The 16,957-nt window shown below is 66.3% G+C and carries 21 protein-coding genes; 8 read left to right on the forward strand and 13 right to left on the reverse strand.

The annotated features are described in order from the left end of the window. Positions 1–2 precede the first annotated feature (2 nt). The gene (locus ACU4IU_RS10635) at positions 3–935 is read left to right on the forward strand and encodes an NAD-dependent epimerase/dehydratase family protein (RefSeq protein ID WP_139469044.1); all 933 of its coding nucleotides are present in this window, start codon (positions 3–5) and stop codon (positions 933–935) included. A gap of 84 nt (positions 936–1,019) precedes the next feature. Here the strand turns inward: ACU4IU_RS10635 and ACU4IU_RS10640 are convergent, their stop codons facing one another. From ACU4IU_RS10640 to ACU4IU_RS10660, 5 genes are all read right to left on the reverse strand, one after another. Then, positions 1,020–1,859 (reverse strand): SDR family oxidoreductase, encoded by an 840-nt coding sequence (locus ACU4IU_RS10640; RefSeq protein WP_446656688.1) that lies wholly within the window; start codon positions 1,857–1,859, stop codon positions 1,020–1,022. Next, positions 1,856–3,694: an FAD-binding dehydrogenase gene (locus ACU4IU_RS10645; RefSeq protein ID WP_446656689.1), complete on the reverse strand. Its 1,839-nt coding sequence runs from the start codon at positions 3,692–3,694 to the stop codon at positions 1,856–1,858. Before ACU4IU_RS10645 ends, ACU4IU_RS10640 begins: the two co-directional genes overlap by 4 nt. A 186-nt stretch (positions 3,695–3,880) precedes the next feature. Next, positions 3,881–4,819: a prephenate dehydratase gene (pheA, locus tag ACU4IU_RS10650; RefSeq protein WP_181271482.1), complete on the reverse strand. Its 939-nt coding sequence runs from the start codon at positions 4,817–4,819 to the stop codon at positions 3,881–3,883. Next, complete coding sequence (locus ACU4IU_RS10655; RefSeq protein WP_446656690.1) at positions 4,816–5,661, reverse strand: glycosyltransferase family 2 protein; 846 nt, start codon at positions 5,659–5,661, stop codon at positions 4,816–4,818. Before ACU4IU_RS10655 ends, pheA begins: the two co-directional genes overlap by 4 nt. An 81-nt stretch (positions 5,662–5,742) precedes the next feature. After that, positions 5,743–6,621, reverse strand: coding sequence for a DUF5926 family protein (locus ACU4IU_RS10660; protein WP_139469047.1), 879 nt, complete (start codon positions 6,619–6,621; stop codon positions 5,743–5,745). Between the two features lie 110 nt (positions 6,622–6,731). Here ACU4IU_RS10660 and ACU4IU_RS10665 point away from each other — a divergent pair, with 110 nt between their 5' ends. Both ACU4IU_RS10665 and ACU4IU_RS10670 read left to right on the forward strand, forming a co-directional pair. After that, the gene (locus ACU4IU_RS10665) at positions 6,732–7,640 is read left to right on the forward strand and encodes a DUF1707 SHOCT-like domain-containing protein (RefSeq protein WP_446656691.1); all 909 of its coding nucleotides are present in this window, start codon (positions 6,732–6,734) and stop codon (positions 7,638–7,640) included. Between the two features lie 11 nt (positions 7,641–7,651). Next, entirely contained in the window at positions 7,652–8,503 is an 852-nt protein-coding gene (locus tag ACU4IU_RS10670) for a DUF1707 SHOCT-like domain-containing protein (protein WP_446656692.1), read from the forward strand. Positions 8,504–8,571: 68 nt separating this feature from the next. On the opposite strand, the gene ACU4IU_RS10675 is transcribed toward ACU4IU_RS10670, so the two are convergent. Both ACU4IU_RS10675 and ACU4IU_RS10680 read right to left on the reverse strand, forming a co-directional pair. After that, positions 8,572–9,486 carry a GTP pyrophosphokinase gene (locus tag ACU4IU_RS10675; protein ID WP_139909276.1) on the reverse strand — a complete coding sequence of 305 codons (915 nt, stop codon included), beginning with the start codon at positions 9,484–9,486 and terminating at the stop codon, positions 8,572–8,574. Between the two features lie 110 nt (positions 9,487–9,596). Beyond that, complete coding sequence (locus ACU4IU_RS10680; RefSeq protein WP_446656693.1) at positions 9,597–10,391, reverse strand: exodeoxyribonuclease III; 795 nt, start codon at positions 10,389–10,391, stop codon at positions 9,597–9,599. 68 nt (positions 10,392–10,459) lie between these two features. On the opposite strand from ACU4IU_RS10680, the gene ACU4IU_RS10685 reads away from it, so the two are divergent. Further along, complete coding sequence (locus tag ACU4IU_RS10685; RefSeq protein ID WP_446656694.1) at positions 10,460–11,284, forward strand: thioesterase family protein; 825 nt, start codon at positions 10,460–10,462, stop codon at positions 11,282–11,284. Beyond that, entirely contained in the window at positions 11,281–12,057 is a 777-nt protein-coding gene (locus ACU4IU_RS10690; protein WP_376904585.1) for an SDR family NAD(P)-dependent oxidoreductase, read from the forward strand. The genes ACU4IU_RS10685 and ACU4IU_RS10690 overlap by 4 nt, the downstream gene beginning before the upstream one ends. 579 nt (positions 12,058–12,636) lie before the next feature. Here ACU4IU_RS10690 and ACU4IU_RS10695 read toward each other — a convergent pair. The 5 genes from ACU4IU_RS10695 to ACU4IU_RS10715 are packed head-to-tail and all read right to left on the reverse strand — an operon-like array spanning position 12,637 to position 14,886. Then, positions 12,637–13,233, reverse strand: coding sequence for an alkaline shock response membrane anchor protein AmaP (locus tag ACU4IU_RS10695; protein ID WP_376904586.1), 597 nt, complete (start codon positions 13,231–13,233; stop codon positions 12,637–12,639). Then, complete coding sequence (locus ACU4IU_RS10700) at positions 13,230–13,805, reverse strand: DUF6286 domain-containing protein (RefSeq protein WP_139469055.1); 576 nt, start codon at positions 13,803–13,805, stop codon at positions 13,230–13,232. The genes ACU4IU_RS10695 and ACU4IU_RS10700 overlap by 4 nt, the downstream gene beginning before the upstream one ends. Then, the gene (locus ACU4IU_RS10705; protein WP_229664069.1) at positions 13,802–14,191 is read right to left on the reverse strand and encodes an Asp23/Gls24 family envelope stress response protein; all 390 of its coding nucleotides are present in this window, start codon (positions 14,189–14,191) and stop codon (positions 13,802–13,804) included. The genes ACU4IU_RS10700 and ACU4IU_RS10705 overlap by 4 nt, the downstream gene beginning before the upstream one ends. Positions 14,192–14,195: 4 nt before the next feature. After that, on the reverse strand, positions 14,196–14,378 hold the full coding sequence (locus ACU4IU_RS10710; protein ID WP_062862592.1) for a hypothetical protein: 183 nt from the start codon (positions 14,376–14,378) through the stop codon (positions 14,196–14,198). Positions 14,379–14,415: 37 nt separating this feature from the next. Further along, entirely contained in the window at positions 14,416–14,886 is a 471-nt protein-coding gene (locus ACU4IU_RS10715; RefSeq protein ID WP_139469056.1) for an Asp23/Gls24 family envelope stress response protein, read from the reverse strand. A gap of 183 nt (positions 14,887–15,069) precedes the next feature. Here ACU4IU_RS10715 and ACU4IU_RS10720 point away from each other — a divergent pair, with 183 nt between their 5' ends. From ACU4IU_RS10720 to ACU4IU_RS10730, 3 genes are read left to right on the forward strand one after another with little or no spacing between them, the layout of a single operon-like run. Continuing rightward, positions 15,070–15,633 carry an RNA polymerase sigma factor gene (locus tag ACU4IU_RS10720; RefSeq protein ID WP_259358385.1) on the forward strand — a complete coding sequence of 188 codons (564 nt, stop codon included), beginning with the start codon at positions 15,070–15,072 and terminating at the stop codon, positions 15,631–15,633. Continuing rightward, complete coding sequence (locus tag ACU4IU_RS10725; RefSeq protein WP_253903885.1) at positions 15,630–16,103, forward strand: hypothetical protein; 474 nt, start codon at positions 15,630–15,632, stop codon at positions 16,101–16,103. The genes ACU4IU_RS10720 and ACU4IU_RS10725 overlap by 4 nt, the downstream gene beginning before the upstream one ends. Continuing rightward, positions 16,096–16,497 carry a hypothetical protein gene (locus tag ACU4IU_RS10730; RefSeq protein ID WP_446656695.1) on the forward strand — a complete coding sequence of 134 codons (402 nt, stop codon included), beginning with the start codon at positions 16,096–16,098 and terminating at the stop codon, positions 16,495–16,497. The genes ACU4IU_RS10725 and ACU4IU_RS10730 overlap by 8 nt, the downstream gene beginning before the upstream one ends. Positions 16,498–16,651: 154 nt before the next feature. Here ACU4IU_RS10730 and ACU4IU_RS10735 read toward each other — a convergent pair whose 3' ends face one another. Further along, a complete protein-coding gene (locus ACU4IU_RS10735) occupies positions 16,652–16,924 on the reverse strand; it encodes a GlsB/YeaQ/YmgE family stress response membrane protein (RefSeq protein WP_101547170.1) in 273 nt (90 codons plus the stop codon). Positions 16,925–16,957: the final 33 nt, after the last annotated feature.

Below are 16,957 nucleotides of genomic sequence, written 5' to 3' on the forward strand. Positions count from 1 at the left end.
TCGTGGCGGTGATAGTGACCGGAGCCAGCGGCTTCATCGGTGGTGCCATTGCACGGGCGCTCGCCGAAAGGGACGAAACGGTCTACGCGCTGTCCCGGCGAGATCCCGAGATCCCCGGGGTGAACTTCCAACACTGGGACATCACCGAACCTGCGTCCGCGTCGGTGACCTCCCTGGCCAAGAATGTGACCGCGGTCTTCCACTGTGCCGGAATCGCCTCCGTCAGCGCCGATGACGACGCTCTCTACAACGTGAAGGTGACGGGCACACGTCATGTCCTCGATGCGTTTCCGAAGGCCCGCATCGTGCACGTGTCCTCGACGACGGTGTACTCCGAGTCCGAACCCCACGCCGAGCTGTGGGAGGAAGCCGGTCCGAAGGACCCCAACGACTTCGCCGACGCGTACTCTCGCACCCATGCTCTCGCCGAGCAGCTCGTCATGAGGCTCCGTCCCGATGCTGCGATCCTGCGTCCCGCGGCCGTCTACGGTCCGGGGGAGACGATGCTCATGCCGTTCCTGTCGCGGATGTCGAAGAAGGGTGTGCTGCGGCTGCCCGGCGGCGGCAGGCAGAAGATCACCCTGACGCATGTCGACAATGTGGTGCGGGCCGCGCTCGCCTGCCTCGACGTGCCTTCGGCGGCGGGTCCCTTCAATATCGGTGATCCGATTCCGTACCGGCTCAAAGAGGCTGTGGTCACTCACTTCGCTCGGATGGGCTATGACCAGGTCGTCATCGAGGGGGTCGCGAAGGACAAGGCGCTGGTGTCGGCGAAGCTCGGACTCAAGATCAAGGGCGTGTTCAAGCGCGGGGACCGAGCGAAGCTCTTCCTCGTCAGATACCTGCAGTCGGATCGGACGTACAACCTGTCCCGGCAGCAGCGGGTGCTCGGCATCTCGACCACCCAACACCTCATCCCGTCCCGCCTGCAGTAGGGCGCTGGGGCCCAGCGACCAGGTTCAGCGCTTCAGCCGGACATCAGCGGTACAGCAATCCGCCGGACCCGGCGACTGAGACGCTTACCGCTTGAGCCCGTGCTGGGCGGCGACGATCTTCGACACGAGTTCGCGGGGAAGCGCACGCCCCAGCAGGAACGGCAGCGGTGCTCTGCTGCCAACGGCGTAGAACTCCCGCGGCCTCGGCGCGATGAGCGCATCGACGATCGTGGCCGCAACCTTGGCGGCCGGCATGCCGCCGCGCTCGTTGGCGTCGAGGTGCTCGAGCATCGTCGTCACGTCCTGCGTATAGGGCGACCCCTCTTCGAGGTACTTCGTCCGCCGCAGCCCGATACCCGTGGCGATCGATCCCGGTTCGACGGTGCTCACCCATACGCCGAAGGGGGAGAGCTCCTGCCGAGCCGCCGTGGCGAAAGCGCGCAGAGCCGCCTTCGCCGCAGAGTACGAACTGCGGTGGGCCAAAGGGAAGCTGGCGAGCATCGACCCGACCATGATGATGCGCCCCGCCCGTCGCGCACGCATCCCGGGCAGGACGAGTTGGCTCAGTCGAACGGGTCCGAACACGTTCGTACGAAAGAGCCGTTCGACGGCATCGGCCGGCAGCTCTTCGAACGGACCCGACTGGCTCTCACCGGCATTGTTGATGAGCACGTCGATGCCGTCGAGCAGGCCGAGTTCCTCGAGCTCTGTGGCCAGTCGGTCCGGACCATCCGGGTCGGCGAGGTCCAGCGGAAGATACCTGACACCGGGGATCCGGTCGGCAGGGGAGATGCGGTCCGGGTTCCGGCTGGTTGCCAGCACCGTGCAGCCTTTCGCCGCCAGCGCCTCGGCGACGGCTCGACCGATTCCCGAGGTGCCGCCGGTGACCAAGACTGTGAGGGCTGAACGCGCGCTGCCGGTCACGAGTGCGCTGCTTCGCCTCGTGCAGACCCGCTTTCCGGTCGCAGAGAGGTCACCGCACGGCCGGCCTGCTCGGCGGCAGCGCGTCCGGCGCGGAGGCCGGAGAAGATGCACCCGCCGAGGAACGTTCCCTCGAGCGCGTTGTACCCGTGCATTCCGCCGCCCCCGAAACCGGTGACCTCGCCGGCGGCGTAGAGGCCCGGGATCGGTGTGCGCTCAGCCTCGCGACCTCCCTCTTCACCAGCGCCGGATCCCGCCAGCACCTGCCCGTCGAGGTTCGTCTCCAGCCCTCCGAGGGTCTTGCGTGACAGCAGGCTCAGACGTACCGCGATGAGCGGACCGTGTGCCGGGTCGAGGATCTTGTGCGGTTTGACCGCGCGCACGATCTTGTCACCGAGGTAGGACCGCGCGTTGTGGATGGCCTGGACCTGCGCGTCCTTCGAGAACGCGTGCTCGGTCTGCCGGTCCCGCTGCCGGATCTGTGTGACGAGGTGGTCGTGGTCGATGACCGGTCCGCGGGAGCGTTCGTTCATTCCCGCGACCAGTTCCTCGGTGGTTTCGGCCACGACGAAGTCGGAGCCGTACTTCTTGAAAGCCTCGATCGGTCCCGGCGCATCGGAGGAGCGCACCCGATCGAGCGTGATCCGGATGTCCTTCTCCGTGAGGTCCGGGTTCTGCTCCGAACCGGAGAGCGCGAATTCCTTGCGGATGATCGACTCGTTGAGTACGAACCACGAATAGTCGTGCCCGGTCTCAAGGATCGTGCGCATCGTCCGATTCGTATCGAAGCCCGGATAGTTCGGCGCCGGGAAACGATTGCCCTCGGCATCGAACCACATCGACGACGGCCCCGGAATGATTCGGATCCCGTGCCCCGGCCAGATCGGATTCCAGTTCTCGATGCCCTCCGTATACGCCCAGATCCGGTCCCGGTTGATGAGGCTGGCTCCGGCATCCTCGGCGATCTGCAGCATCCGCCCGTCCACATGAGCGGGCACTCCGGCGAGCATCGTGTCCGGGAACTCGCCGAGGCGGTCGACCGGCCAGTACTTCTTCATCAGTTCGAAATTGTGTCCGATGCCGCCGGTGGTGACGATGACGGCGGGTGCCCGGAGTTCGAAGTCGGCGAGTTCGTCGCGGTTCGATTCGACTCCGCGGGCCGTGTGACTGGGGGCGAGCGTCCGCCCGCGGACGCCGACGACGGTCCCATCCTCGGTGATGAGTTCGTCGACGCGGTGACGGAAGGCGAACTCGACGAGTCCGGCGGCCTCCGCGGTCTCGACGGGTTCACGGAAGACCCGGACCACCTCGGGGCCGGTGCCCCAGGTGAGGTGGAAACGGGGCACGGAATTGCCGTGATCAGCCGCACCGGACCCACCGCGTTCGGCCCAACCGACGATCGGGGTCAGGCGTAAGCCGAGGTCACGCAGGTACCGGCGCTTCTCCCCGGCCGCGAACTCGAGGTACGCCTCCGCCCACTTCCGCGGCCAATGATCCTCATCTCGGTCGAAGCCCGCCGAGGTGGTCCAGTCGTCTTTGGCGAGCTCGAGCGAATCGTGGATGCGCAGTCGCCGCTGTTCGGGGGAGTCGATGAGGAAGAGTCCGCCGAGGGACCAGAACGCCTGTCCGCCGAGGTTCGCGCGGTTCTCCTGGTCGAGGATGAGCACGCGTTTGCCGGCCTGGGTGAGTTCGTGGGCGGCGACGAGTCCGGCGAGCCCGGCCCCGACGACGATCGCATCGGGGGAGCGGCGATCCGGGGCGGAACGATCACCGGGTCCGGCGCTGTCTCCGCCGTCACCAGGTGCGTGGGACGAACCCGTGCTGTCGAAAGAACCCATCGTCGACTCCTCTGTCGTCTCTGTCGGCTAGTGAACCGACGTCAAGTGTGCGCAGATTGCCCAAAACCGGCCGGATTCTGACAATCTGGACACACTTACCTACCAGTAGGTTTCAGTATTGCAGATTTTCCCGGTGTGAAGAGGCATAGGCGGTCCGTAGTCACGCGCAATTTCGGTCGGTGTCCATCAGCCTTCGAGGGTGCGTTCCAGCCAGTCGGCGGCTGCGGCGAAGGACTCGTCCGTCGTCGTCGGATCGACCGGCACCACTGCTCCGTCGGAGCTCGGGTAGCTGCCGAGGAAGTGCAGCTTGAGGGCCGCCCGGTGGACACCCTGCAGGGCCTCGGCCATGCGTGCCTCGTGGATGTGTCCGAGCAGGTCGATGGAGAACTGGTAGAGGCCCAGCCCGTCACCGGTCGGCCGGGACTCGATGCGGGACATATTGATCCCACGGCTGGAGAACTGTTCGAGCAGTTCGAGCAGCGAACCCGCCCGGTCCGAACGCAGGGCCGCCACGACGGTCGTCTTGTCCGCGCCGGTCGGGGCGGGCAGAGGGCCTGGGCGGGTGACCACGACGAATCGGGTGACGGCGTCCTTTCGGTCGCCGATGTCCTCGGCGACGATCTCGAGTCCGTACCGTTGCGCGGCCAGGGCCGGGCAGACGGCGGCCATATGGTCGCCGGCGTCATTGGCCAAGTCTCTGGCGGCCGCGGCAGTCGAAGACGTCGGCAGGTAGACGGCTTCGGGGAAGTTCTCGTTCATGAATGCTCGCACCTGCGCCTCGCCGTGCGGGTGCGAACCGAAGGAGGAGATCTCCTCCCTGGTGGTGCCGGGCTTGACGGCGAGGACGAAGCGGACGGGCACGACCACCTCGGCGATGATCTGCAGACGCCCGTTCTCGGTGAGCGCATCGATCGTGGCGGGCACTCCGCCTTCCAGTGAGTTCTCGATCGGCACGACCGCGGCATCGCAGTCGCCCTCGAGCACCGCGTCGAGTGCCGAGGGGGCATTGCGCATCGGATGAGTCGTGGCCTCGGCGCGCAGGTTCCGGGAGTCGAGGAAGCTGAGCAGGGCCGCCTCGGTGAAAGTGGCCTCAGGGCCGAGGTACGCGAAACGGTTGAGGCTCACTTGCCGGTCTCCTTGTGTGGATCGGAGGAATTCTGCGTGGATTCGGACGACCCGGAATCGGCGGGGGTGGAGGAGACACCGCCTGGCGTCCCGCCATTCCGCTTCGCACGGAGGCGGCGGACGAGGATGGCGCGGGCGACGTCGCGGTACTGGGCGGCACGGTGCAGCTGCGCTTTCAGATCACGACCGGTGACGCGGTGGTGGAGGTCGCATTCGACCTCTTCCACGCGCAGTCCGGCGTTGACGACATCGATGGTCATGGCCGCTTCGACGCCCCATCCGGCGGCGAACGGCAGGGCCGCGTCGAAGGCCTCCCGCGACAGGCAGCGCATGCCCGACAGGGGCTGGGTGGCTTCGAATCCGGAGAGCTCGGCGATGCCCTTCTTCGCCAGACCGACGACGAAGCCGAAGCCCCCGCCCTTGCGCTTCTGCGCGGGCAGGATCGCGATCGTCATGTCCGCCTGACCAGCGAGCACAGGCTCGGCCAGGGGAGCGGTGTTGATGGCGGAGTCCTCGAGGTCGCCGTCGATGAACAGCAGCGCCCGGTAGTGCGGGTCGACGCCCGGATCGGCGTCGGAGATCTCCCGATTGCGCAGAGCGAAGGCTCCGGTCATCATGGCCGCAGCCTTGCCCTTGTTCTTCGGGTGGGTGATGACCTCGGCGCCGGCCCGGCGGGCCAGGGTTCCCGTGTCGTCAGCCGATCCGTCGTCGACGACGAGGACCATGTCGACCCCGGGGATCTGCTTGGCCCCAGCGACGGTGGCACCGATCCGCTGGGATTCGTTCATCGCAGGGATGATGGCGGCGACCGCCTCGGGGGCGGGGTGCGGCTGTGCGCTCATGTCGGTTCTCCTGTCCGTCACCGGCACCGAGGTGGGGCACCCTTTTCGGGTCCCGCCTCGGTGATGGGGTGGTGACGGATATCAGTGGATGGTCAGCTGGCGGGACACGATGCCCGAGCGGACGCGGCGGGCCTCGGTGCTCATCGGCTCGGTCGTGTTCAGCGCTTCGTCGAGGCGCTTGCCGAACGCGGCGATGGGCTCTTCGACGTCGTCGACCTGGGTGCCGAACTCGAGTTCCCAGACGGGGACGATGATGCCGTGGGCGCGGAAGTAGCCGAGGAAGGTGCCGATTCCGCCGAGGTCGTTGGCGTTCTCGGCCTGCAGGCGGGCCATCGCATCGACGACGCGGTCCTCACCTTCGGGGCGGGCCCACCGGACGTAGGTGCGGCCGGACATCTCGGTCCAGTAGGCGGAGGCGACGGAGGCGAGCTTCTCGGTCGGGGCCACGGAGTCGTTGGCCTGCTGGAGGGCGGCGGCGACGTCGGCATCGGACTCGGCTTCGGGCAGGGCCCAGTAGTCGAAGTTCTCGAGCACGCGGACGTCGAACGGGTGAGAGGTGTCGAGGATGTCCTGCAGACGCGGGCCCTCACCGGGTTCGGTGGTCGCCTCGATGGAGGTGCCGGGTTCGGCGTCGACGGCGGCCAGCAGGCCGCGGGCGACGTCGCGGGAGGCGTCTGTCGAGGACACGGGCACCTGCATTCCGGCCAGGATCTCACCGTCGTCGCGACGCCAGGCCTGCCATGCGGCGGGCAGCAGGGACGTGATGGTCACCTCGTGGCCGCCGTATTCCTCGGTGAGCTTCGCGGTCGCGGTGGCCGCGGGCACGAGTTCACGCAGGCAGATGAGGTCGGCTTCGAACGGCAGGTCCGCGAACGGACGCGCGACGAATGCCGTGGCCTGCGCCCTGGCGAGGCGTTTGGCGATGAGTTCTTCCTTGGAGCGCTTCGACTTCTTTCCCATGGGACGCAAGTCTAGTCGGTGGAGTCATCGGTGCATCATCCAGTGCGACGGCCCGCGCAGCACGGTGAGTTGAAGTGGCCCACGCTTGGCAACGGTGGCATCATTTATCCGTGGCTATTCTGCAGACGTCGACCGGGAACCCAGACGACCGGTCCGATACAGCCGGAGCCGCCCGGAAAGAATTGCGCCCTTCATTCGTCGAACGCGACGCCTTTCGCACCGCTCTGTCGTCGGCCTATGCCGACGGGCGCATCGACGATGAAGAGTTCGAGCGCCGCTCCACTCTCATCGAAACCGGGAACCATGCCGCGGACCTGCAGCGAGCCCTGGCCGATCTGCCCCGACCCGAGGTCGAGTTCCCGACCACACTCACCCGCGCCGAGGCGCTCAAGCGGCGCCGTTCGCTGCGGACTTCCGGCGCCCCGGCGGTCAGCCGCCGCCTCCTGCTCGCCGGTGGTGCCGCTGCCTTGGGCTTCGTCGTCGCCGGCGGAGCCTCTCGGCTCTTCGGCGCGGACTCAAAGGCAGTCGAAACTTCGGGCTCGGACTCGCCTGAGGTCGACTTCATCACTGATCCTGCTGCCCTCGAAGATGTGCTGACAAGGGTGAAGGACAAGGGGTACACGCATTTCCGTGAGATCTCTATCGATCCGGATGTGTTCCAGGCCGGTGCCCGCAGTCTGAAATCGTCTCGCGGCATCGACAGCGTCATCGTCTACGGGCGTGCAGAGCCAGACATCACCCCCAGCAGTCGCTTGGGCGAAGGCGACAGGCTCTTCACACTCGACGACTTCGCTCTCGGCCTCATCCCGGCGATGGCCCAGGCGGCAGCGAAGAAACTCGGCAGCGGGCAGGGCCTGCGAGTGGAGCTGCGGACCGAGAGCGACGCGTCCAACAGCAAAGCGGAACCGGTGATCTCTGTGATGGTGGCAGGCGGCGACTACGGCGATGGCGGAGGCGAACTGCGCTGGACTGCTGACGGGAGAGAGCTCATCTCCATCCATCGCACGGGCGAGGAATGAAGGGGATCGAAATGGCCGAGAAGAAGAAGGACGATTGGCTCCCCTCCCGTGACGAACGCGCGCCCTATATCTCAGCGCTCAATGAGGCGCTCGCCGACGAACGGCTCAGCGCCGACGAACACGACGAGCGGATCGCTTCCGCCGAGGCGGCCACCAGTTTCACCACCCTCGACGGCCTCGTCGCCGATCTGCCCTTCGAATGGCACGACGAGAAGTTCGAACGAGCGCAGACGACCGACCGTCGGCGATTCGTGCTCGGCATCGGGGCACTGGTCGGCATCACTGCCGCCTCGTGGGTCGGCACCCGGGCGTGGGTGAAGAGCGGAGACGGCGCCGAGGCGACTGGCCGAGGCGGTGGAGGCGAAGTGGGGTCGAACTCGGCGTCCTCTGAGTCTGATTCTTCCGAGTCTGAGGACGACTATGAGGAGACCGTTCCCACTGATCTCGTGCAGGTGCTGAACTGGCGCAAGGACACTGTGCCCTCAGCAATCGAACATGCGACGGCACTCGGGCTGACCATGGTCGGGCGGATTCAGGGCGGAGGAGACGACGTCACGGTCAAGGGGTCGAACGAGAACGACGAGTGGATCACGGTCCGCTTCCGGAAGGGCTTTCGTCCGACGGTCGACACCGACACGAGCCAGAGTCCGTCAGACAAATGGCTCAGACCCGCCGAGATCCCAGCTGTCGACGTGGCCGCTCTGCACGATGAAGTGAAGTCCGAACTCAGCAAGAACACGCAGTCGCATCAGCTCGATATCGGCTATGACCTGACCGCTGACGAATGGCTGGTGTTGATCTGGGACGGGCCGGATTCCTTCGCCTGGACCCTTGACGGGCTCAAGCGCGTCAAACGCGACTGACCGAACAGCCGCCACTGCCTGTCGCAGGCAGCTCAGCTGACGTGCTCGACTCAGCGGTCGTGCTCGACTCAGCGGTCGTGGCCGACGGGGATGAAGTAGCGCGTGTTGTTCGACTCGTCCATGCGCACCTGCAACTTGTCGCCCGGATGGGGGAACGCAGAGCGCTCCGGGTTGTCGGGGGTCAGTCCGAGCGTCTCCAAGCGGATGATGCCGTGGCGGCCCACCTCGTCGGCGGCGAGGACATAGGAGTGGTTGAGTTCGCGGATCGTGACCTCGATGGCCGGATCTGTCGGTTCGTCCGCCTCGGCGAAGGCGCGGGGCGGGGCGGAATTGCCCATGCCCAGATACGCGCCGACGTCATCGGCGATGTAGCCGGCCACGGAGTCGGCCTGCGCCATCAGACCTGCGAGGATCACCGACAGCCGTTCCTGCTGGGCATCGGATTTCAGGGCCTGCCCGGGTTTGAAGAGGTGCTCCTCGGCGAGCACGCACCACGCGTCCTGCATGATCGTGCGCAGCTGGAGTTCGACGAGGACGGAAGGCTCGGAATCGAAGGGAACCTCGACGATGAGGTGGCGGCCGCGGTATCCAGAGGGCTTCGGGGTCGCGGAGTAGTCGCGCACCTCGGCGATGGAGAGGTTCGTATCGTCGCTCACCTCGGTGAGCAGGTCCCACAGGGCCGACTGTTCGCGTTCGGTGCGGCAGATGACGCGGGCGCCGACGACATCGATGACCTGGTTCTCGACCTCGACGGATTCGTGGATCTCGTCGTTGGCATCGGCGAGCTTGCGGCGCAGCTTCTCGCCGGTGCGCAGTCGATCCTTGATCCGACCGTCGACGACGCGCACTCGATCTCCGGAGAGCAGTGCGGATGGAGCGCGGACGGACTCGACCCAGTCATTGACCGTCTCGAGGGCGGCCCTCCAGGTGGACTCACGCCGGTCGTAGGCTTCGTCGACCAATTCGCGGACAGTTGCTGACATCCTCGTCACCTTCCTAGCTCCTGATTCAACTTCACCAGAAGAGAGGGGAGATGTCTATGGCTTCGACGCTGAAGTTGCGCCGGGGTGCCGAAAGGTGAGACGAAGGTGCCTCAGAGGTCGTAGTCGACGACGACGGGAGCGTGATCGGACGCGCCTTTGCCCTTGCGCTCCTCACGGTCGATCTCGCCTGCGGTCGCTGTCTTCGCCAGCGCCTGCGAGGCGAGCTGGAAGTCGATGCGCATGCCCTGCTTCTTCGGGAAGCGCAGTTTCTGGTAGTCCCAGAAGGTGTAGACGCCGGGTCCGGGCGTGAACTGGCGGGTGACTTCGCTCAGGCCCGCGCCGAGGAGATCATCGAAAGCGGCACGCTCGGCATCGGAGACGTGGGTGGCACCGTCGAACTCGGCCATGTCCCAGACGTCCTCGTCGAGCGGAGCGACGTTGAAGTCACCGCAGAGGACGAGCTTCTTCTCCGGTTCGGCGCTGAGCTGGGCGGCGATATCGGCCGTCAGCGCCTTGTACCACTCCAGCTTGTAGCCGTAGTGCGGGTGGTCGAGTTCGCGGCCGTTGGGCACATAGAGCGAATAGACGCGTACATCGTTGCAGGTCACCGACAGCGACCGGGCTTCGACGACGGGTTCTTCCGAACCGAAGGCAGGGATGTCCTTGAACCCGATCTCGGTGTCGGCCAGTCCGACGCGCGAGGCGATGGCGACACCGTTCCACTGGTTGAGGCCGTGATAGCTGACCTCGTAGCCGCGCTCGGTGAACAGCTCCTCGGGGAACTGCGAGTCCTTGCACTTGAGCTCCTGGATGGCCAGGACATCGACATCCGAACGATCCAGCCAGGCCCCGATGCGGTCATGGCGGGCACGGATCGAGTTCACATTCCACGTAGCGATTCTCACCCTCCCACCCTAAGCCGTCCGCGCCGGAGGAGAAAGCGGGGTCTCGACGGGTCGATAGGATTGGGACCATGCCTGAAGCTCCCAATGAACACCTCGGCCATGACGGTGGCGCCTACCCGGACTCCTACTATGTGCGGCTGTCCGAGGACCGCCTCGTCTCGACTCTGCACAGCCAGGGTGCTTGGCAGCCCGGCGAGCAGCACCTCGCGCCCGCCTCGGGGATGGTGCTTGCCGAGATCGAACGTCGACTGCCCAGCGACAAGCTCATCTCCCGGGTGACCTTCGACGTCCTCGGCGTCATCCACTCCGGCGAGTTCACCATCGATGTCAATGTCGTCCGCCCCGGCCGCACCATCGAACTCGTCGAAGCGCATATGCGCCACGGTGAGCGCACCAGCGTGACCGCTCGGGTGTGGAGACTGCAGGCCTCCGACACCGAGGCGGTCGCAGGCGACGAATGGTCCGCGATGCCGCCCGTGTCCGAAGTGCCCGAGATTCCTTTCACCAACCGTTGGGGCGGCGGTTACATCGCGTCCCTCGAGGGGCGCCAGGGAGCGGACGCCCACCCCGGCTACGCACGGTCCTGGGTGCGCAGTCCCTATCCTCTCGTCGACGGTGAGAGCGACCCGCCGACCGCGGCCTTCGTCAAGTTCGTCGACACCGCCAACGGTCTGGCCGTCCGTGAGGATCCGAAGACGACGTTCTTCCCGAACGTCGACCTCTCCATCCACCTCACTCGCGTGCCCGAAGCCGGCTGGGTCGGCTTCGACACCAAGGTGGCCTTCGGGCCGACCGGACTGGGGCAGACGACGAGCGTGCTCAGCGACGTCGACGGACCCATCGGCACAGCAGTTCAGTCCCTGACCGTTCGTCGAGGTCAAGGCGCGGTATGAATCCGCGGCCGCGTGCCCTCATCACCGGGGCGAGCTCCGGGCTGGGGCGCGGCTATGCCCGCACCCTGGCCGCCGAGGGCTACGACCTCGTCCTGGTCGCCAGGGACGAGGACCGGCTGAATCAGCTGGCCGAGCAGCTGCGAACCAGGCAGAGTACCCACGCCGAGGCGGCCGTGGCCGATCTGTCGACCCGTGACGGTATCGACGCGGTCAACGAGATCATCGCGACGCAGCCGATCGATGTGCTCATCAACAATGCCGGCTTCGGTCTGTCCGGGACACTGCTGGGTACCGATGCTGCTGAGCTAGAGGTGCTCGATCGGGTGCTCGCCGGGGCGGTGAGAGAGCTGTCGCTGGCAGCGGCTCGGCGCATGCAGTCCCGCGGTCGCGGAGGAATCATCAACGTCTCCTCGCTGGCGGCGGTGACGACGATGGGACAGTATGCCGCGTCGAAAGCTTCGACTCTGGTCTTCACCGAGGCGCTCGCCGGGGAACTCAGGGGCGGCCCGGTGACGGTCACCGCCGTTCTGCCTGGCTTCATCCGGACGGAATTCCACAGCCGCCTCGGCGTGGAGCGTCCGGGACCCGGCCTGATCTGGCTCAGCGTCGATCAGGTGGTGCGGGAGTCGCTGCGTGATGCGCGGGCGGGGAAGGTCGTCTCTGTGCCGGGGTGGGGATATCGCATTGCCGCGCTCGTTGCCCCTGTGGTGCCGCGTCCGCTCATGCGATGGGGGTCGGCCGGATTCTCCTTCGCCCGCACCCGCGATCGCTGAGTCGGGATTCGCGAGATGCGCCGGCGGTCATCGAACTGTGGTCGTGTGCTCGCCGCGGGATGTGACCTATATGCAATTTTCGGCAGGGGCGGCACAACTGAGTTGAGGATTGAACTACCGGGGGCTGAGCCTGTGACCAGGGGTTTTATTCTGATCGCTTCTGTGCTATAGAGCCCGACAGGATTCAAGACGGAGCGTGAGATTCTTTACAAGCGACACGAAAGTGTGGTCAAATTAATGTGTTCGCCCGGTGGGGATCGGGTGGACATAACGGACGTATGGGGATGCGTCCGGGTACTCGAGGGGAGTGCTGCGAGGACCCCGGGATGTCGCGATTACGCGCCCCGGGGTTCTTGTCATTCACGGCAGTGTTTCGCGACCGCCCGCCTGATTTCAGGTCACTATCGGACATCCGAACTCGAATCCAGGTCACTATCGGATACTTCTGCGTGCGAAAAGTATCCGATAGTGACCTGGATTCGGTGGCCGCATCCGATGGTGACCTCGCCGTTGCCTGCTGCTGAAGCAGAAACTGCAGCTGCCGGCTTCTGCCGACTGCGGCGCTCTTGGATGTCGGCGCTACTGGACGCTGACGCTGCGCTGGCGGCGCGAGCGAGTGCGGGCGATGCCGATCTCCAGGGCCACCGCGCTCAGCGGAGCACCGAGTGCCATTGCCGCATTGCCGGCGGCGCGCTCGGCGACTTCGGCGATGATCGCATCGATGTCGGCGCGTTCATCGGCGTCGACGTGGATGAGCAGCTCCGGACTCCGCGCGGTGCCGCGCAGAATCACCGTGGCGTCGGAGACTCCGTCGGTGGATTCGAGGTCGGCGGCGACCGCCTCGGCGATGACCTCCGCATTCACCGTGGTCAGACCCGTGCGGGCATCGGCCTGCATCCGGAAGGGCTTCGCGAAGTCCTTGCGCGGGACCTGCACGCTCAGCCAGCGGAGCCCGATGATCGCCAGGATGAGGGCCACGACCACGGCGATGAGCGCCGAATAGGGCTGCGCCAGCACCGAGGCGACCGGACCGAGATCCGCTCCCGCCTCCAGGGCAGGGTCGACCGGGGCGGTGAGACCGAACCCGATGGCGAGCACTGCCAATCCGATGATCAGCGCGATGAGGCCGAGGATGATCAGTCCCGTGCGGTTGGCGGCGGCGGCCGTGCGTCTCATGACTGACTCCTTCTGGCCTGGACCTTCACCGTGGGGGTGCGGTCGAATGAGATCGAGGCGAAGCGTTCCCTGACGGCGGCTTCGACTTCGGCGCGGATCGGCTCAACGTCGCGGATCGGCGTCGAGAACGTCACGATCGTCGACCTCGCGTTCGACGAGGCCTTGACCCCGCTGACGCCGTCGACCCCATCGGCGGCCGCGGCCGCGATCTGCGACAGCGCCGAGGTGGGCAGGGCGACCTCGAAATCACCGATGTGTTCTGACCCAGCGGCGCTCACGCCGAGGATCCGGCGCGCTCCGGGAGAGATGCCGAGGATGAAGGCGATGAGTCCGAGCAGAGCCAGGACGATGCCGACCGCGATGACGACCGCGGAATTCCAATGCAGGTTCCCGGCCGCCTCGGCGATGGCGGAATCCGGTGCCTCGATCAGTGCGGCTGCGACGGATCCGAAGCTCACGAATGCGGCGATGCCGGCCCAGCCGAGTCCCACGGCGAGGAGCAGCAGGATGAGGGCGACGACCACGGCCGGACCGATGCGGGAGGGCCGCTTGCGCAGCAGGCGTGTGCTCATTGCAGGCGATTCCTTCCTCGATTCGCACCGGAGGACTCCGGGGCGAGCCACCGCACGCTGATGTCGACCTGACGGACGGTGACACCGGTGAGGCGTTCGACTTCGTGACTCAGGGTGGAGCGGACGTGTTCGGTCGCCTCGACGATGGGGGTGGGGTAGGCCAGGCCCAGCTGGACGGCGAGCGTGCAGCTGCGCCCGGACAGGGTGACATCCACGGACGGGCGCGTGTCCAGGCTGGAACTCGCTCCGATTCCGAAGAGACCCGAGCTCGTGCCGCCGACGCCGGGCAGGTCTTTCAGCACCTGCCCGGCGGTGCGCTCCACGACCTTGTCCGCGATCGTCAAGCCGCCTCGGCGAGCTGGAGCGTCGTCGAGTATCGGGGCCACGGCGCTACCTCCGCGTGGTCGAGCGTGAGCTCAGCGCGGACAGGTCGAGGCGTCCGTCGAGGACGAGGCCGACGACCAGGCCGAGCCCGCCGCAGATGGCGACGACGAGGAACGCGAGGAAACCGCCGAAGTAGGCGACGATTCCCAGCGTCAGGCCGACGAGGAGTCCGATGAGAGTTTTCGACATGGCATTCCTTCTGCCGAGGTGGTGCAGCGGATGAGGGTCAGTTGAGTTCCGGCGAATCCTTGGCCGGAGCCTCTTCGTCGTCCTCGGGCAGGTGGACGTCGGTGACGTCGATGTTGACCTCGACGACCTGGAGTCCGGTGCCCTGTTCGACGGCGCGCACGACGTTGCGGCGGATCGCCTCGGCGACGTCGACGATGGAGGTGCCGTATTCGACGACGATGGTGAGGTCGATGGCGGTCTGCTTCTCACCCTTCTCCACGGACACTCCGCCCGAGACATTGGTCTGCGAGCCGGGGATGCGGTCGGTGAGGGTGTCGAAGGCGCGGCGTGCGGCATTGCCCATTCCGTAGACGCCGGGGACCTCGCGGGCGGCGATTCCGGTGAGCTTGGCGACGACGTTCTCGGCGATGGTGGTGGTGCCCATCTCGGTGACGAGCGGGCTGCGCACGTCATCGTTCTGGGTGGTCTGGGCCTTCTGGTTCGAATCGGACTGCTTGGGTTCCGGCATCGTTCTTCCTTTTCGTTGGAGGTGCATGCGGTTCGCAAGTCCTTCGTCTGAAGGATGCTTACACAGGTACAGACGCAGCCTCAATGAAATCCTCACGCGGTGTTCGCAGAAATTTTTCGCCGGAGCGAATTTTTCGCCGAGGCGGCAAGCCGGTTCCGCGGCCGCGTGGCCTACGATGGGAATATGACAAGGGGAGATGATCGTTTCGACATCGTCACCCTGGTTGTGCGCGCTCGCGAGGGCGACATCGCCTCGTTCGAGGCCCTCGTCGACGAATACGAGCGGAAGCTGCTGCGTTTCGCCTGGCGTGCGCTCGGGGATCGACAGGATGCCGAGGACGTCGTTCAGGACACGCTCGTCAAGGCCTGGAGATCGCTCGACGCCCTGGCCGAACCCGCTGCCTTCGGCACGTGGATCTACCGGATGGCCTCGAACCGCTGCACCGATGTGCTGCGCCGACGCACATCCCGGCCCTCCGACGCATCGGATCCGGAGGACCTCGGCCATCACGTCGACGGTGCCGCCTCGGTCGAACGGTCCGTCGAGGCACGCACGGCGCTTGAGCATTTCTCCGAGATTCTGCAGACTCTGTCCTCCGAGCAGCGTGTAACGTGGGTGCTCCACCAGATGGAAGGTCTCAGCTACGCCGAGGTCGCCGAGACCTTGGGAATCAGCGAAGGCAGTGTGCGCGGACGCATCCACCGCGCCCGAACCGCCATCGCCGAGGGCATGGAAGGATGGGTATGAGCGACGAGTCCGTCGACGCCACGGACGCTCACCTGCGCGGCATCATCGACGAATACATGGGGGCCTTCGAACCGGACCCCGCCGAATCCGTCGGCCTGCGCGAACGCATCCTCCAGATCGTGCGCGAGGACGCGGCCCTGGCGCCGGCCACGAAGCTGACGACCGAGCGCGGCAACCCTTTCCGGATGGCGACGGCAGAGGTGCGCGGAATCATCCGCGAGGCCGTCGACTCCGTGCCCGGGATCCGCGCCCGCAGCGTGAATCTGACCCCCGCGGGCGAGCCGGAGGGCAGCGCCGTCGAAGTTTCGCTGACCGTGACGATGAGCGCGGGGACGGCCTTCGTCTCCGCCGCCGAGGATGTCCGCCGCAGCGTCGCCGGTGCCCTGATCGCGCAGGTGGGGATCCCCGCAATGCGAGTCGACGTCACCGTCGAGGACGTCTTCGTCGATGAGGAGGCCGCCGATGACTGAGAAGCCGAGGGTTGAGAAAGCGAGAGTTGAAAAGCCGAGGTTTGAAAACGGGACCTCACGCGGATTCGACGAGGCGGCGGTCTCGGCCCGCCTGACCGAATCCGTCACCGGAGTCGACGGCGTCACCGGCCTGGCACCGGGGCTGCGCGACATGATCGCCAACGCGGCCGCTCGAGTGATGCGCCGAACCGGGTCCGAACCGCTGCGCGTCGAGGTCTGGCGCACTGGCGAGGATCTCGGCGTCCGGATCGATGCGCATCTCGATGACAGTCGGCCCGTGACCGAGATCGTCGACGAGCTCTTCGCCGTCATCGCCGTCGACCTGCAGGCGGCGGTCGACGGGCCCATTGGGGAGATCGACATCGACGTGCACATCGTCAGCCGCAGCCGCTGAGGTCGTGCGGCGGGCGGCACCCAAGACGCGAACGGCACAGAAAAAGGTGGATAGCCCAGTTTCAAACTTGGGCTGTCCACCTTTTTCTGGGCTATTGCCGCCCGGTCGCAGTGGGGTGCCGCCGGGCAGTGGCTCTCTAGATGGCTGCAGTCCCTCAGTCGGCCTTGCTCTTCGAGCGTCCGGTGATGAGGCCCCAGATGATGAGCACGATCAGCGAGCCGCCGATCGCGCACAGCCAGGACGACAGTGAGAAGAACTTATCCATCTGGGCACCGAAGATCATGCCGCCGAGCCAGCCGCCCAGCATGGCTCCGATGACGCCGAGGATGAGCGTGGCGAAGAAGCCGCCGCCCTGTTTGCCGGGCAGGATCGCCTTAGCGATGGCTCCGGCGATGAGTCCGAGGATGAGGTATGCGATGAAACCCATGTTGCTCACGTCCCTTCTGAGACAGTTGACCGG

The sequence above is a fragment of the Brevibacterium sp. CSND-B09 genome (assembly GCF_052906525.1).

What these genes read in the sequence shown, in the direction of transcription:
- ACU4IU_RS10645 (WP_446656689.1), bottom strand. Translation starts at nt 3,694, where the DNA reads ATGGGTTCTTTCGACAGCACGGGTTCGTCCCACGCACCTGGTGACGGC.
- ACU4IU_RS10655 (WP_446656690.1), bottom strand. Translation starts at nt 5,661, where the DNA reads ATGAGCGCACAGCCGCACCCCGCCCCCGAGGCGGTCGCCGCCATCATC.
- ACU4IU_RS10660 (WP_139469047.1), bottom strand. Translation starts at nt 6,621, where the DNA reads ATGGGAAAGAAGTCGAAGCGCTCCAAGGAAGAACTCATCGCCAAACGC.
- ACU4IU_RS10670 (WP_446656692.1), top strand. Translation starts at nt 7,652, where the DNA reads ATGGCCGAGAAGAAGAAGGACGATTGGCTCCCCTCCCGTGACGAACGC.
- ACU4IU_RS10675 (WP_139909276.1), bottom strand. Translation starts at nt 9,486, where the DNA reads ATGTCAGCAACTGTCCGCGAATTGGTCGACGAAGCCTACGACCGGCGT.
- ACU4IU_RS10685 (WP_446656694.1), top strand. Translation starts at nt 10,460, where the DNA reads ATGCCTGAAGCTCCCAATGAACACCTCGGCCATGACGGTGGCGCCTAC.
- ACU4IU_RS10690 (WP_376904585.1), top strand. Translation starts at nt 11,281, where the DNA reads ATGAATCCGCGGCCGCGTGCCCTCATCACCGGGGCGAGCTCCGGGCTG.
- ACU4IU_RS10695 (WP_376904586.1), bottom strand. Translation starts at nt 13,233, where the DNA reads ATGAGACGCACGGCCGCCGCCGCCAACCGCACGGGACTGATCATCCTC.
- ACU4IU_RS10700 (WP_139469055.1), bottom strand. Translation starts at nt 13,805, where the DNA reads ATGAGCACACGCCTGCTGCGCAAGCGGCCCTCCCGCATCGGTCCGGCC.
- ACU4IU_RS10710 (WP_062862592.1), bottom strand. Translation starts at nt 14,378, where the DNA reads ATGTCGAAAACTCTCATCGGACTCCTCGTCGGCCTGACGCTGGGAATC.
- ACU4IU_RS10715 (WP_139469056.1), bottom strand. Translation starts at nt 14,886, where the DNA reads ATGCCGGAACCCAAGCAGTCCGATTCGAACCAGAAGGCCCAGACCACC.
- ACU4IU_RS10720 (WP_259358385.1), top strand. Translation starts at nt 15,070, where the DNA reads ATGACAAGGGGAGATGATCGTTTCGACATCGTCACCCTGGTTGTGCGC.
- ACU4IU_RS10725 (WP_253903885.1), top strand. Translation starts at nt 15,630, where the DNA reads ATGAGCGACGAGTCCGTCGACGCCACGGACGCTCACCTGCGCGGCATC.
- ACU4IU_RS10730 (WP_446656695.1), top strand. Translation starts at nt 16,096, where the DNA reads ATGACTGAGAAGCCGAGGGTTGAGAAAGCGAGAGTTGAAAAGCCGAGG.
- ACU4IU_RS10735 (WP_101547170.1), bottom strand. Translation starts at nt 16,924, where the DNA reads ATGGGTTTCATCGCATACCTCATCCTCGGACTCATCGCCGGAGCCATC.